The sequence below is a fragment of the Tenacibaculum amylolyticum genome (genome assembly GCF_964511145.1).
Classification (GTDB): domain Bacteria; phylum Bacteroidota; class Bacteroidia; order Flavobacteriales; family Flavobacteriaceae; genus Polaribacter; species Polaribacter amylolyticum.
The window spans coordinates 123,407-136,192 of record NZ_CAZEFZ010000026.1; the positions used below are offsets into that span (position 1 = coordinate 123,407).

General features: G+C 27.3%; 17 protein-coding genes (1 of these 17 running past the window's edge). 2 read left to right on the plus strand and 15 right to left on the minus strand.

Features of this window, described 5'->3' with window-relative positions:
* From ACKTTC_RS08800 to ACKTTC_RS08850, 11 genes are all read right to left on the minus strand, one after another.
* Positions 1–674, minus strand: partial view of a TIR domain-containing protein gene (locus ACKTTC_RS08800; RefSeq protein ID WP_408039439.1) — the start only. The gene continues 2,554 nt to the left of window position 1, outside the view; 674 of the gene's 3,228 nt are visible here — the first part of the coding sequence; its start codon is at positions 672–674; the stop codon falls past the left edge of the window.
* A gap of 20 nt (positions 675–694) precedes the next feature.
* A complete protein-coding gene (locus ACKTTC_RS08805) occupies positions 695–1,933 on the minus strand; it encodes an RDD family protein (RefSeq protein ID WP_408039440.1) in 1,239 nt (412 codons plus the stop codon).
* A gap of 10 nt (positions 1,934–1,943) precedes the next feature.
* Positions 1,944–3,071 carry a patatin-like phospholipase family protein gene (locus ACKTTC_RS08810; protein ID WP_408039441.1) on the minus strand — a complete coding sequence of 376 codons (1,128 nt, stop codon included), beginning with the start codon at positions 3,069–3,071 and terminating at the stop codon, positions 1,944–1,946.
* A 337-nt stretch (positions 3,072–3,408) separates the two neighbouring features.
* Positions 3,409–4,905 (minus strand): serine hydrolase, encoded by a 1,497-nt coding sequence (locus ACKTTC_RS08815; RefSeq protein ID WP_408039442.1) that lies wholly within the window; start codon positions 4,903–4,905, stop codon positions 3,409–3,411.
* A 95-nt stretch (positions 4,906–5,000) separates the two neighbouring features.
* Positions 5,001–5,384, minus strand: a complete 384-nt coding sequence (locus tag ACKTTC_RS08820; protein WP_408039443.1) for a hypothetical protein — start codon at positions 5,382–5,384, stop codon at positions 5,001–5,003.
* A gap of 52 nt (positions 5,385–5,436) precedes the next feature.
* Positions 5,437–5,871, minus strand: a complete 435-nt coding sequence (locus ACKTTC_RS08825) for a hypothetical protein (protein ID WP_408039444.1) — start codon at positions 5,869–5,871, stop codon at positions 5,437–5,439.
* Positions 5,868–6,464, minus strand: a complete 597-nt coding sequence (locus ACKTTC_RS08830; protein WP_408039445.1) for an RNA polymerase sigma factor — start codon at positions 6,462–6,464, stop codon at positions 5,868–5,870. Before ACKTTC_RS08830 ends, ACKTTC_RS08825 begins: the two co-directional genes overlap by 4 nt.
* A 65-nt stretch (positions 6,465–6,529) precedes the next feature.
* A complete protein-coding gene (locus ACKTTC_RS08835; RefSeq protein ID WP_408039446.1) occupies positions 6,530–6,865 on the minus strand; it encodes a hypothetical protein in 336 nt (111 codons plus the stop codon).
* Position 6,866: 1 nt separating this feature from the next.
* Entirely contained in the window at positions 6,867–7,373 is a 507-nt protein-coding gene (locus ACKTTC_RS08840) for an RNA polymerase sigma factor (RefSeq protein ID WP_408039447.1), read from the minus strand.
* A 101-nt stretch (positions 7,374–7,474) separates the two neighbouring features.
* Positions 7,475–8,164, minus strand: coding sequence for a LytR/AlgR family response regulator transcription factor (locus ACKTTC_RS08845; protein WP_408039448.1), 690 nt, complete (start codon positions 8,162–8,164; stop codon positions 7,475–7,477).
* A complete protein-coding gene (locus ACKTTC_RS08850; RefSeq protein WP_408039449.1) occupies positions 8,161–8,952 on the minus strand; it encodes a sensor histidine kinase in 792 nt (263 codons plus the stop codon). The genes ACKTTC_RS08845 and ACKTTC_RS08850 overlap by 4 nt, the downstream gene beginning before the upstream one ends.
* Positions 8,953–9,170: 218 nt before the next feature.
* Here ACKTTC_RS08850 and ACKTTC_RS08855 point away from each other — a divergent pair, with 218 nt between their 5' ends.
* Both ACKTTC_RS08855 and ACKTTC_RS08860 read left to right on the plus strand, forming a co-directional pair.
* Positions 9,171–10,130, plus strand: a complete 960-nt coding sequence (locus ACKTTC_RS08855; protein WP_408039450.1) for a M28 family metallopeptidase — start codon at positions 9,171–9,173, stop codon at positions 10,128–10,130.
* A gap of 2 nt (positions 10,131–10,132) precedes the next feature.
* Complete coding sequence (locus ACKTTC_RS08860) at positions 10,133–10,516, plus strand: hypothetical protein (protein ID WP_408039451.1); 384 nt, start codon at positions 10,133–10,135, stop codon at positions 10,514–10,516.
* Positions 10,517–10,547: 31 nt separating this feature from the next.
* Here the strand turns inward: ACKTTC_RS08860 and ACKTTC_RS08865 are convergent, their stop codons facing one another.
* From ACKTTC_RS08865 to ACKTTC_RS08880, 4 genes are all read right to left on the minus strand, one after another.
* Positions 10,548–10,976 carry an antibiotic biosynthesis monooxygenase family protein gene (locus ACKTTC_RS08865; protein ID WP_408039452.1) on the minus strand — a complete coding sequence of 143 codons (429 nt, stop codon included), beginning with the start codon at positions 10,974–10,976 and terminating at the stop codon, positions 10,548–10,550.
* A 23-nt stretch (positions 10,977–10,999) separates the two neighbouring features.
* On the minus strand, positions 11,000–11,302 hold the full coding sequence (locus ACKTTC_RS08870; protein WP_408039453.1) for a hypothetical protein: 303 nt from the start codon (positions 11,300–11,302) through the stop codon (positions 11,000–11,002).
* A gap of 178 nt (positions 11,303–11,480) precedes the next feature.
* Entirely contained in the window at positions 11,481–12,002 is a 522-nt protein-coding gene (locus tag ACKTTC_RS08875; RefSeq protein WP_408039454.1) for a cytochrome b, read from the minus strand.
* A 57-nt stretch (positions 12,003–12,059) separates the two neighbouring features.
* Positions 12,060–12,494, minus strand: coding sequence for a MarR family winged helix-turn-helix transcriptional regulator (locus ACKTTC_RS08880; protein WP_408039455.1), 435 nt, complete (start codon positions 12,492–12,494; stop codon positions 12,060–12,062).
* Positions 12,495–12,786: the final 292 nt, after the last annotated feature.

Below are 12,786 nucleotides of genomic sequence, written 5' to 3' on the forward strand. Positions count from 1 at the left end.
TCATCTAGTTTAAGTAATTTTTCTTTAGCAATAGATACATTGCTTTGTAGTTCTTTATTTTTATTAGAGGTCTTCTCTAAAGAGCTTTTCGTTAAATTTATTTCATTGTTCAATTGATCGACTTTACTAAATTGAAAATAAATCAATCCTAATAGTGCTAAAGCTAAGGTTATAATAAACCCCGTAGTCCTTTTAAGTTTAATACTTTTTTTTGTAAAAATTAGTGCATTTTCAATTCGATCTGTAACTGATTTCGAAGGTTTACCATTCTTTATATTTAATGCTTTTTCATTAACTAAGGCTAACCCTAAAATAGACTCATACCAAATAGCTTTTTCAATTAACAATCCATCAATAGTAATTGGAATAAGAGGTTTATTTTTGTTCTTTCTTAGAAAAAGAATTAATTCATCTTTTATAGGTTTAGAATTTTGTGCTCCTTCACTTCCAATCAGTATAAAGCAAGTAGATACAGTCACTGCATCTTTAATGTTTTGGGGTAAATCTTTGCTAGGAGAAATACTAGATAGTTGATCAATGTAACACTCATATCCTTTTTTCATAAAAAATTGAGCAAGTGCATATGCATAATCAAGACCATCTTTTCTCGAATAGGAAATGAAAATATCATAACCAAAAATAGCTTTATATAATTTTGACTTTTTTAAAGGCATTACTTAAACATAATTGAATTTCATTCTTCAAAAACTCTAGATCTAGTTAACTTATCATGAACAGAAGTTTTTTTAAGAAATACTAAGACTAGTGAGACTATAAATAACGGTGATACAACACTTAAAAATTTTAAAAATGCTCTTAACCCACCTTGGTATAACGATATAGGTACACCTTCTTTATCTTTTGTTTTAATTTTGCAAATTTTTTTCCCTAGTGAATTAGTTATTACTCCATCAATAACACCAAAATAAAAATAATAATAAAATACCCCACCAATTAACAATCCCAAGCCTGCCTCAGAACTTGTAAATATTCTATTTAATATTTGTACTGCAATTACAATTGATATTGTAAAAAATAAAACATCAATAATGAAAGCTAAAAATCTTTTAGATATTGAACTTAACTTTCTTTTACTATAAGTTTTATCAAAAACTGGTTGAAGAAGTTTTTGTAAATCTGAAGCTAATGTATAATTAACGTTATCAAACCTAAATCTAAACGCTTGTATTTCTGGTTTCCAAAACTCATTGAACCATAAAACACCTCCAAAACTATAATCCATTGTTTCATTTGGAATATAAGCAGCTTCTATCGGTACAATAAGTAATTTATCTATTTTTTCTTTAAATTCTAAGTAGTCTTTTTTTTTCTTTGGTAATAAAAAAATTATCTTTTCAGGTTCTCCATTTTCAATAACTTTTCTCACTTCCCACCAAAAACCTTCACTTTTTCCTACCCGTAGGATATATAATTGCGCTTTCCCTATTAGGTTTATAATTTCATTTTTCCAACTTTCATTAGTAGTATAAGTTCTGTATGCTCCTAGTTGTGGTAATAACTCTCTTGGATTTCCAATAGCTATAAATGGACCGTATCGTGACATTACCATTTCTATCTGTTCTTCTTCACTAACTACATTATGAGGAATTGATTTAGGTAATATTTTCATTAATATACTATCACTTAAACTTTTACTTCCTATCTTATCGTCTTGAAATGATCTTAAATACAAAATAGGACTTCGTAAATCAACTTTTAATCTCTCCTCTAAACTCTTAACTCTTAATTTTTTTCCGAGCTTCCATAACCATATTCCAATTAATGAAGTTACTGTTATAGTTATATATAAATACATTCCCCATTCATCTTTTTCTTGATCTTTAAGAATTCTAAAAGAACTCCAAAAAAAATAAGACATTATGAAAAATAAAATCGCCACACAACTTACTACTATACTAAATATTCTTTTCATTTATAAAAATCTATTTAATATGCTCTGATTTAATATCTCTAATGGCAGCTTTAGTACCAATATCATACAATAATTCTTTATTTTTAGATTCAGACATTTCTCTTAGAGATTCTAACTCTTTTTCATTAAGATTAAAGCCTAGATCATTAAGTTCTTCTTTATCTAACATAACATTATAGTGTACATAGTGTAAGGCTGGTTTTTCTGTAACTAGGTCATTTTTTAAGTCTAATATTTCTGAATCTATTATTCTTGGTGTTGGTGAGTTTGATAAGTACTGTAGAATTGTTTGATTTAAATAGTTAGCATCTTCCATAAATAGTTCTGGCATCATTTCTGCCCAACCTAACAAGCCTTTTCTTGCTATTTTATCTGCATCAAACCTTTTAGTATAAGTTCCTGTCCCAATAGATAATAGAGATAATTTTTCCTCTCCTGTTTCCCATTTATATGGAAACTCACTTAAAGTACCCACTAAAAATAACTGTAATGCTGGATTGTTTGCTAAGCTTACTCCACCATCTATAAAGGTTCCAAACTCCTCGTTGTTTTCCACATAAATTTTCTGAGGTATAAAATAGCTTGGAGCTGCTGCACTTGCTCTAATTACGTTTCTTAATAAAAAATGTTTGTTGCCTTTTCCTAGTAATTTCCCATTGCTATCTCTAATGTCATTAAAAAATTTACCATTTGGATGATTAATTATTGGCCACGTGCTTAATGTATCTGCTCTTTTTGTTACAATACAAAGCCCTGTTTTTATTTTATCACTTCCTATTGTTATATCTCCAAAAACTTTTTTTAATTCATCTTCTAAAGGTTTAAAATCAAATGCAGCTTTATATCGTTTAAATGGATTCCATAACCAACTTCTTTTTTTTCCGAATATTTTATCTCCTAAGTTTAAATATAAATCTTTGATCTCACTAGCTGTCATACCAATAGATAAACCTGCTGCTATAATAGCTCCTGTACTAGTGCCTCCTATTAAATCAAAATAATCGCATAGTTTTAAATTAGGATTATTTTCTCTTTTTTGAATTATTTCCTCTACTTTTTCTAAAAAACCTAAAGTTAATGCCCCTCTAATTCCTCCTCCACTTAAAGCTAATATTCTTTTACGTTTGTTTTCACTCATATTATATAGTTTAAAGTTTTAAATGACAGCACTTTTTACTAAAATTCTTGACTGAATCAAATCACTCTAAAGTTTTAAGTAAAAAATAAATTCAATAAAAATTCTTGCCCTGAGGAAATATCTTTTATACTTATAATATGGATTCTTCTTATCGTTTTAAGATTGATTTATTTGTTTAATATCAATTTTTGATTTAAGAAAGGTTAATTATTTCTCTTTTTTTCACAGGTTTAATAATGATTGAATAGGATGTTAATTTACTATTTTTTTGATAGAAATCCTTATTTAAAGATTGATTATTAGTTTTTTACTATTAAGAAGTGTGTTTGTTTTTCTATTATCTTTTCAACAACTTCAAAGCTTCTCTAGAGCTTTCACACCAATTACAATTCTTATTCTTTCCCAATTCTAAAGCTCTTTTATAGCTTTTAATTGCTTTTTTTATTTGTCCATCTTTTGTGTATCCTTCTCCTAAAGAATCCCAAATATTACCATCGTTTGGAAATAACTCTGTATTTAGCTTAAACAAGCTAATAGCCCATTTAGCATTGTTTTTAGATTGTATTAATTCTTTATTAAGCACCATGTACCCTAAATCATTTAGTTTATTCGAGTTTCTTAATTGTTCTTTATAAACTGTTTTAATGGTATTTGATAATACATCAACCTTTTCTATAGAATTGTTTTTTATAAAATCGTGTACCAAATAAAATAAGTTCTTTTTAATAGGTTTAGGATGGTAATTACTGTCTAAAATCATTCTTTGAATTGGCCAAGTTACTTCTACTTCGCTACTACTTGCATTGGTAAAAAGAAGCACTAAAACATCTTCCTTAGGCAGCCAAATAAAGTCATGAAAAAATACATTATTTCCTCCATTATGACTAATAATTTTCGTGTTATTCTTAGAGTTATAAATAGCCCAACCATATGCATAATAACTCAATTTATCTTTTGTTTCTGCTACATAAGCAGTTGTTAGTTTTTCAAATAATGCTTTAGATAGAATTTTGTTTGTTTTTAAGGCAGTATACCATTTATACATATCTTTTGTTGTGGAATGTATACCACCATTTCCTTTCAAATTCCAAGTAATTTTTTGTTGTTTTTTAAATCGATCAATTAAAGTTCCTAAACTAAATACATTGAAAGCATAACCGCTAGCAATGTTATGTTTAGACCAATCTGGAATAAAATAACCTGTGTTTGTCATTTTTGCAGGTGTAAATAGATGTTTATTAAGGAATTGTTCATATTCTATTCCAGAAACTAATTCAATTATTCGTGCTAGAATACTATATCCAGCATTAGAATATCTATATGTTCTTCCTGGTGCATCTTTTAACTCAGAAGTAAATAAACGTTTAAAGTATGTTTCTGTAGGGATGTAATCAAAATCACCTTCTCCAATACCATTTGAAAATCCTGAAGTATGTGTTAACAACTGATGTATCGTAATATCTTTTTTGTCTTTTGGTATATTATTAAAGAATTTACTCAATGAATCTTCAACCTGCAATTTTTGTTGTTCAACAAGTTTTAAAATTGCTGTAGCAGTAAACTGTTTAGTAACCGAACCTATAGTAGCAATTGTAGTAGTTGTGTACGGAATCTGCTTTTCTTTATTTGCAAAACCATAAGCTTTGTTCAACAGAATTTCACCTTCTTTTGCAACTAATACAGCTCCTGAAAATCCATTAGAAATTCCATTAGTTAGATAGGTGTCTATTTTATTTTTAAGTACTTTTTCTTCAGAAGGTGTTTGAGCATTTAGTTGTATAAATGATGTTATTGTAGTTATGCTATATAATAATAACAAGATTATTTTTTTCATGATTTTTTAATTTTTTGGTTAAAGTTTAGACGTGTAGATATTAGACTCTATGTATGTAAAGCCTTTTAATAAATTGTAAAGTATAAGAAAGTTCTTTAACTACTGAAGCGATTTAAATAGATAGCATTTACTAAAAATGCACTAGCAATGCTAATGGCCATAATTCCAATAGAATGTATGCCTAGAGGTAAAAACAAATTGCTAATAAATAATCCTATTCCTGTAGCTATTAACACTAAAAACCATTTGACACTGGTATGTTTAATGCTTTGAGAATCGTTTTGTAAAATAGTAGCAATTATTTCTTCTGAAAGCTCTTTTTCAAGCATTTTATTTTTTAATTTATGATCTAAAATATTTTTTAAAACTGTGGTAAAAAAGGATAGAAATACAACAATCAAAAATATAATTACTATGATTTTATATACATCAGGATCTATATAATTCTCTGAATCTGTAGAAATAAATAATGCGTTCATAATCTTAATTTTATATATAGTTAATTAGACCAGTATCTTGTTTAAATGTTGCTTAAAAAGTCATCTTTTTTTGAAAACTCTGTACCATATCAGTAATCCATAATACACCAATAAAAAATCCAATGCTTAGGGTAAAATAAACACCTTTGTTTTCCATCCTTTTCCAATTAAGTGCAGGAATATTTATAAAGTGTATGAGAATAGATACTATTCCTAATCCCAGTAAAAGTAAAGCAGTTTTATTTGCTGTTATAAAAGGTGTTTTTGGTTTATTTACAGGAAGCTGCTCTAGGATATTTGACGCTATATCAATACCTATATTTGGTACTGGTAATTCACCTAATTCTTTTGATAGTTCCTGATAAGATGCTACTAATTCCAGACATTCCGTAGAAGATTCAATATAAGCTATTACGTCTTGTTTACAATTTGCTTTATCAAAAACGTATTGCTGAATTTCTTTATCTGTTATATCTATTTTGCTCATAATTCTTCTTTTTTATAGGTATGCAAAAGGTACTCTCGTAACTTCTTTCTAGCTCTATATAAATAACTCTTTAAAGTTCCTTCAGGTAAGCCTGTTATCTTTGAAATTTCTTCATAACTTAGTTCTTCGTTATGAAATAGTGTGATTAATGTTTTATATACTGGAGGTAGTTTGTCTACAGCCATTTGTAATATGTGCATTCGTTCCTTTTTAAATAAATAACTATCCGTATCATTATAAGAACGATGTTGTACAGTACTATCTACGATATTCCATGATTCATTTCCTTCTTTATCGAATACTTTTACTGTAGGAATTTTCTTTTTTTCTAAAAAATTAATACAAGTATGATAAGCAATGGTTGCAATCCAAGTAGATAGCTTACTTTGATATTTAAAACTCGAAAGTTTGTGATATACTTTCAAGTAAATTTCTTGAATCAAATCTTCTCTATCTAACGGAGCATCAGTCATTTTGTAAACAATTTGAATAACCAAACCTTGTGTGTTAGTTATAATGGTTTTAAAGGCTGTGTTATTGCCTTTTAAGACCATTTTAATCAATTGTTTATCTGTTGAATATGCTTTTTTCATGTCTTATCTAAAACATTAGACCGAGTACTTTGATAAAAGTTGCAGCCTTTTAGAGAAGTTTAGTTTTATCCATTGTTTTTTCCTCTAAGTATAGCTACAATTTTCTTTAAAAGTTTTGAAAAAATACCTACACCAGTAATTACAATATTCTTTTCAAATTGTGGTAAATTGTTTTTTAGATAATCTAAATCTTTTTGAATACTATCTATTTCAAATTGATTAATACTTTCATTAATAAACGCTATATCTTTGACTATAAAATCTTTTTCAAATGGGCTAACCATTGTTTCTAATTCTTTAATTAATGCATTCATTTGAAAGTTAATTTCTTTACCTTCAGTAGATGAGTTCCATGTGTTTTTAAGGCCTTCCCATTTTTTTTGTTCTGTTTTATTTTCCATCTTATTTTATTTTAGTGGTGATACATTTCAATAATTTTTTGCGAATTCGTTTCATTTTAACCGCAATATGATTTTCAGTTAATCCTGTTACTTCAGCAATTTCTTTATAAGCTAACTCTTCTAAAGAGAGAATTACAATCGATTTATCTAAAGGGTTTAAATTTTCGATACAACTTTGAAGTGCTTGAAATTTTTCATCGTTCATTGAAGTAGAACTATTTTCTTTCGTTTCAATTTGTATTCCATCTAATCGTACTGTTTTTCCATTCTTTTTATCTAATTTTTCTTTAAAACGGATACAAACATTTAACGCAATCTTATAAATCCAAGTGCTAATACTCGATTTTCCTTTAAAAGAAGTATAAGATTTCCATATTTGATATATAACTTCTTGAAACAGATCTTCAGCAGTAATAGGATTTACTGCATAAATTCTACAAATTCTAAAGATCTTAAGCTTATTAGTTTCTATTACTTCTTCAAAAGTCTGGTTTTGTTGGTATTGCATAGTTTATTAGCTTCTTTCTATTTGTTTAGTGACAGAAAGTTTTAAAATATGACAGTACAAATAAAAAAATGTTGCTTTTTACAGCTTTTTTAAGGAAAACATTATTTATTTATAAAAGCAGTTACACTATTCTTATAGGTCTGCCCGATTGGAATTTGGTGATTTCCTATGATTATTTTGTTGTTTTTTATCTGTTCTATTTTTGAAGTAACAACAATGTATGATTTGTGAACTTGTATACAATTTGCCTCAGATAATTTTTCGAGATATGAAGACAGTTTTTCTAATGTTATAATTACTTTATTTTCTGTAAAAACTTTGGTATAATTTCCTAAAGCCTCTACAAATAAAATCGTGTTCATTACCACTTGATGATGTCCATCACTATCTTTTAAAAAGATTGTTTTATGTTCAAAAGGAACTATATTGATATAGGGACTATGTTCTTTATAAACTTTATCTATTGCCTTTAAGAATCGTTGTAAACTAAATGGTTTTAAAAGATAATCTACAATTTCTAGTTCATAACCTTCTAAAGCATACTCTTTATAAGCAGTTGTAACAATTATTTTTGGTGGATTTGATAACGACTTCAGAAACTCAAAACCATTTATTTTAGGCATTTCAATATCTAAAAAAACTAAATCTACAGTGTTCTTATTTAAATATTCAATTGCCTGAAATACATTATAGCAATGTTTTTTCAATGTTAAATATTCAAGATTTTCAGCATATTCTTCAATAATTTCATGTGCTATAGGTTCATCATCTACAATCAAATAGTTTATCATAATTCAAGTTCTAATGCTGTTTTAAAAATAGTTTCCGTACTTGTAATTGTAAAGCTATGTTTATCTGGGTATAATAACTCTAAACGTTTCCTAAGGTTTTTTAACCCTAGTCCATTTGTTTTAGTTATTGTATGCTTATCAAAATTATTCTCTACCGAAAAAAGTAGCTTTCCTTTTATTGTTTTTAACTGTAAATGAATAAACGCATTATCTGTAAGCTTTTCTGCTCCATGTTTAAAAGCATTTTCTATAAGAATAATTAACAATAAAGGGGCTATTCTTAGGTTTTTCTCCTGAACTTCCTTCTTAAAATCTATAGTTATGGTATTAAAATAACGAATTTCATGCAATGCTATAAAGTTCTCTAAGTAATTAATCTCTTCTTCTAACGAGACGGTTTCCGTTTCACTGTTGTATATGGAATAGCGCATTAAATCAGATAGTTTTAGCACAAACTCCCTAGATTTATCAGTATCTTTTTTAATTAAGCCGTATAAATTATTGAGTGTATTAAAGAAAAAATGTGGACTTATTTGACTTTTTAAATTATTGAGTTCTGCCATTAATTTTTCGTTTTTTAATTGCTGATATTCTTTCCATTTTCTAAATAACCAATCTCCTATAAAAACTATTAAAACTGTGAAAAAAAGAACTCTGAATATTGAAAAATATAATTCACCATTCGTGTTAGTGTTATATTCTATTTCACTTTTCATTATAAGCATTCCAATAATGGAAACTAAAAGTAAAACAAGACTAAAAATGGTTATTAAATATCTTTTATTCATTGTAATCATTTCTTAAAAATAGAAAAAAATTGAAGGCTATCACTTTCTAATTGATATACACAATTACATTCAGGATGAACATAATCATTATACTGATGAATCTTAAACAACAAGATGTATTCACTTTATAAATAGAATTTCAAGGAAGTCATCATATAAATTTTAAAATGCTAGGAGATCGATTTAGGTTTATATCATAATTTTTATAAAAAAGCATTATGAAAACAATTATAGCATTAATATTTACAGTCTACTTAGCAAGTTTATTTCTACATAAAGATACTCACATAAATGGCACTTCTGAACATCTTAAAATTGCTGAATTACCTGAAGGCATAGCTCATATGCAACAACGTATTGTTGGACAATTATCTGGTAAATATGCATTAACAAATACCGTGACACTTTCGAGTAGATGGACTCCAAAAGAACGAGTATTAACTCAAGATTATTTGAAAGCAATTATTCACCAACTAGGATTACAACCTATAACACATACATATTCTTATCCAAACATGAATTTTGGTATTGATTTATTAATTGAACCTTTTAAAGGTGTAAATATTTATACCGTACTTCCAGCAACTGTAAAAAGTAGTGAATATATAATTTTAGGAGCTCATTATGATTCTGGTAAAAGAAATGCTCCTGGAGCTATTGATAATGCTACAGGTATGGCTTTAATTTATTCAGTTATTAAAGAGCTTCAAAAAGTACAACATCGTAAACAGCACATACTTATGGTCTTTTTCGATCAAGAAGAAGAGGAAAATATTGGTAGCAAAGCATTTATAAAACTTATACAACAAAAAAAATGGAATATAACTTCTGTACATTGTTTTGATATGATTGGATGGGATGCAGATAATGATGATGCTATGGAAATTTATACAGCTTCAAAAAGTTTAGAAAACTACTATTTAAAATTAGCGGATAATTTAGATAAAAAGATTTTAAATATTACTATTAATCCTATCAATTATAACAATTCTTCTACTGATTTTGATGAGTTTCTCAAGAAAGACTTTAATGTTATAGGAGCTGGAGAATGCTATTATCATAGAGACACAACTCCGTATAAAGATACTGCTAAAGATACTTTTGAAACAGTGAATTTTAGCTATTTGTTATCCTCTTCTCAATTCATTACATCAATTATTAAAAACTTAATCAACTAATTATGGAAAGACTGATAATTTCAATAAAACAGCATAGAATATATTTTGTACTATTAACCTTAAGCTTGTTCTTTTTTGCAAGAAAAGCTATACAATATGCAGTATTAGAAAGTTATATTACGTCTGTAATCCTATTACTTATTTTAACTCTTATTAGTACTAGTTTGTTATTAAATAAGAGAACAAAGTTCGCATTACGTTTTTGGAGTATACTATTACTAATTTGGTCTATTATTAGAGTATTATTATTTATTGCTAATGCTTTTTTAAAAGAAATGTCTGAAAGCCATCTCTATCATCAATTATTTAGTCCAAAAGGAATTATAACTAGTAGTATATTTCTATTTATGAGTATTTATTTATTCAAAAATTCAGGGAAAGTATAACAATCTAATTATACTTCCCTTCTATGCTTTTTTAATTAGAAACTTTATAATGTTCTCCTAAACTTCCTAAAGTGAATAAGTGCTCAAATTGCTTTTTAGGTAATTCATTTTCTAGTTTAAGAATTTTTTCATCGGAAAATGCATTTCGTAACGATTCAAGATCCTGCCATTTACTATTCGCAAGAATTAATTTAGAATTTCCTACACCTTTACTTAAGTAACAAGCAATAAATCCTGGTTTTTTACTCATTTTATCTGCTAGTATATTCCACCTTTCTTCTAAGTTTTTAACTTTAACCGTATCTACAATAACATAACCTTGTATTGATAAAACAACTCCTTGGTTTTTAGCGTTAAATTGCTTGAATGCATAATTATGTTGCGGTGCACATCCTAGTAATAAAAAGATAAAAAAGCATGTGCATATAACTTTAATAAAAGTACTTTTATTTGTATTCATAAAATTGATTTTAAAATTAACGACTAGTTATTATTTCCTTCTACCATTGTTTTAGATATGGCTAAAATTGAAGTGACTAATGCTCCAGAAGCAAAAAATATTCTTTGCCAATGATAACTTAACCAATTATTTAATTCTTCCGAAACAGCTGATACTTCGATAGTCTGGTCAGCAAAAGAAGTGTTTGTTGGTAAAAAATAGACAGGAAAATATATGATGTTTATTAATGTAAATACAATGGTTAATCCCCAAAGTACTTTATACTGCTTGTTTTGGAGAAGAGCAATTATTGCTAAAATTAATACGCCAGGACCTAATGGAATCATAAGGTTTCCTATTTTATCTCCATAAATAGTAAACCAATCTAGAAATTGCTGTGGTTAGGAATTTTTCCAGAAAGGGACTAACACTAAAGCAATTAATATCATGGCACCAATAAAGGCTCCATTAATAGCAATTGTTAATAATTGAATTGTTTTGTTTGTAGTATTCATAATGAGTCTTTTAAAAGATTCTTTTTAAAGTATTTTCTTTCGTATTTATATAGTGCTTTATTACGCCTATAACGTGTAAGAGTAAAAGCAACATCATTATTGTTGCCATAATACCATGGGCTTTAAGTGCTGGAATATTTGTTGGTATTTTAATTAATTCTGAGTTTCCAATTTGTAAGGCTTTTGCATATCCTCCTAAAAAAATGGTAGCAATACCTGAAAATGATAATCCAAATAATAAGAAATAGAACAGATTATGTATCCATATAATCAATTTATCATTGATTCTTGATCCCGTTTTTACATTTTGAGGTCGTTCTTTTTTAAAAAACAACCAAGATCTTATTAAAGTTAACACCAATACGATTGCCCCTAGAAAAGCATGCAATTTTATTAGTCCCAGTTTTTCAGAGTTTTCTAGTCCCTCCATGTATTTACCTAATGGAAATAATATTATTATGAGTACAGCTGTAAACCAATGTATTACAATTGTACTTCTATGGTATTTGTTATTATTTTTAACTTGATTCATAACTACAGAATTCGTTTGTTACACTAATATTTGTCATGACAAATATATATAAAAAAATTAACTAACTAAATTCTCCATTATTTTTTTTGCTGTTCTATTGAATAAGTTAACATCCTTTTTATCAATTCCTTTAGTAGATTTTTTAAGGATTTCTACTGCTAAAGGTTCAATAGCATCTCTTAATTTTCTTCCTTCACTTGTAATAAATATTTTCCATGTTCTTCGGTCATTAGCATCGTTTCTTCTATCTACTAAACCTTTAGCAACTAACTTATCAATTATTCTAGTAATGTTAGCATTGTCTTTAAAAGTTAACTTCGCTACTTCTTTTTGAGAAAGTCCAGATTTTTCATTCAATCTATTTAAAATAGCCCATTGCTCTGTAGTAACATTAATATTATTATTTTTTATAGCAGTATTCAATTCTCTTTTTAATAAGAGTGCTGTCATATTTATTAAATAGCCTGCAGATTGATCTAAAAAAGATTCCATAATATTTGTTTTGTTAATTGATAACATGACAAATATAAAGGAATCTTAAATTAAATCTACGGTTAAAACTTCTTATAATTTTCGAAAGTAAATAAGAACTAATACCTGTGTAGTATATTTGTTAAAAAATATTTTAGTGCTTATTAACTTAATACACATACTCGTTTTTACATCTTTCCTTTTCCTCTCATTTATTATCTTTTCTAACCCTCTTAAAGTAAATAAAAAAGCAAACATTTGGTTTGGTTTTTTCTTATTATTATGGGCAACATTCTGGTTAGATGAAATATTA

Coding starts and splice junctions, on each gene's coding strand:
- ACKTTC_RS08805 (WP_408039440.1), bottom strand. CDS start 1,933: ATGAAAAGAATATTTAGTATAGTAGTAAGTTGTGTGGCGATTTTATTT.
- ACKTTC_RS08810 (WP_408039441.1), bottom strand. CDS start 3,071: ATGAGTGAAAACAAACGTAAAAGAATATTAGCTTTAAGTGGAGGAGGA.
- ACKTTC_RS08815 (WP_408039442.1), bottom strand. CDS start 4,905: ATGAAAAAAATAATCTTGTTATTATTATATAGCATAACTACAATAACA.
- ACKTTC_RS08820 (WP_408039443.1), bottom strand. CDS start 5,384: ATGAACGCATTATTTATTTCTACAGATTCAGAGAATTATATAGATCCT.
- ACKTTC_RS08825 (WP_408039444.1), bottom strand. CDS start 5,871: ATGAGCAAAATAGATATAACAGATAAAGAAATTCAGCAATACGTTTTT.
- ACKTTC_RS08830 (WP_408039445.1), bottom strand. CDS start 6,464: ATGAAAAAAGCATATTCAACAGATAAACAATTGATTAAAATGGTCTTA.
- ACKTTC_RS08835 (WP_408039446.1), bottom strand. CDS start 6,865: ATGGAAAATAAAACAGAACAAAAAAAATGGGAAGGCCTTAAAAACACA.
- ACKTTC_RS08840 (WP_408039447.1), bottom strand. CDS start 7,373: ATGCAATACCAACAAAACCAGACTTTTGAAGAAGTAATAGAAACTAAT.
- ACKTTC_RS08845 (WP_408039448.1), bottom strand. CDS start 8,164: ATGATAAACTATTTGATTGTAGATGATGAACCTATAGCACATGAAATT.
- ACKTTC_RS08850 (WP_408039449.1), bottom strand. CDS start 8,952: ATGAATAAAAGATATTTAATAACCATTTTTAGTCTTGTTTTACTTTTA.
- ACKTTC_RS08855 (WP_408039450.1), top strand. CDS start 9,171: ATGAAAACAATTATAGCATTAATATTTACAGTCTACTTAGCAAGTTTA.
- ACKTTC_RS08860 (WP_408039451.1), top strand. CDS start 10,133: ATGGAAAGACTGATAATTTCAATAAAACAGCATAGAATATATTTTGTA.
- ACKTTC_RS08865 (WP_408039452.1), bottom strand. CDS start 10,976: ATGAATACAAATAAAAGTACTTTTATTAAAGTTATATGCACATGCTTT.
- ACKTTC_RS08870 (WP_408039453.1), bottom strand. CDS start 11,302: ATGATTCCATTAGGTCCTGGCGTATTAATTTTAGCAATAATTGCTCTT.
- ACKTTC_RS08875 (WP_408039454.1), bottom strand. CDS start 12,002: ATGAATCAAGTTAAAAATAATAACAAATACCATAGAAGTACAATTGTA.
- ACKTTC_RS08880 (WP_408039455.1), bottom strand. CDS start 12,494: ATGGAATCTTTTTTAGATCAATCTGCAGGCTATTTAATAAATATGACA.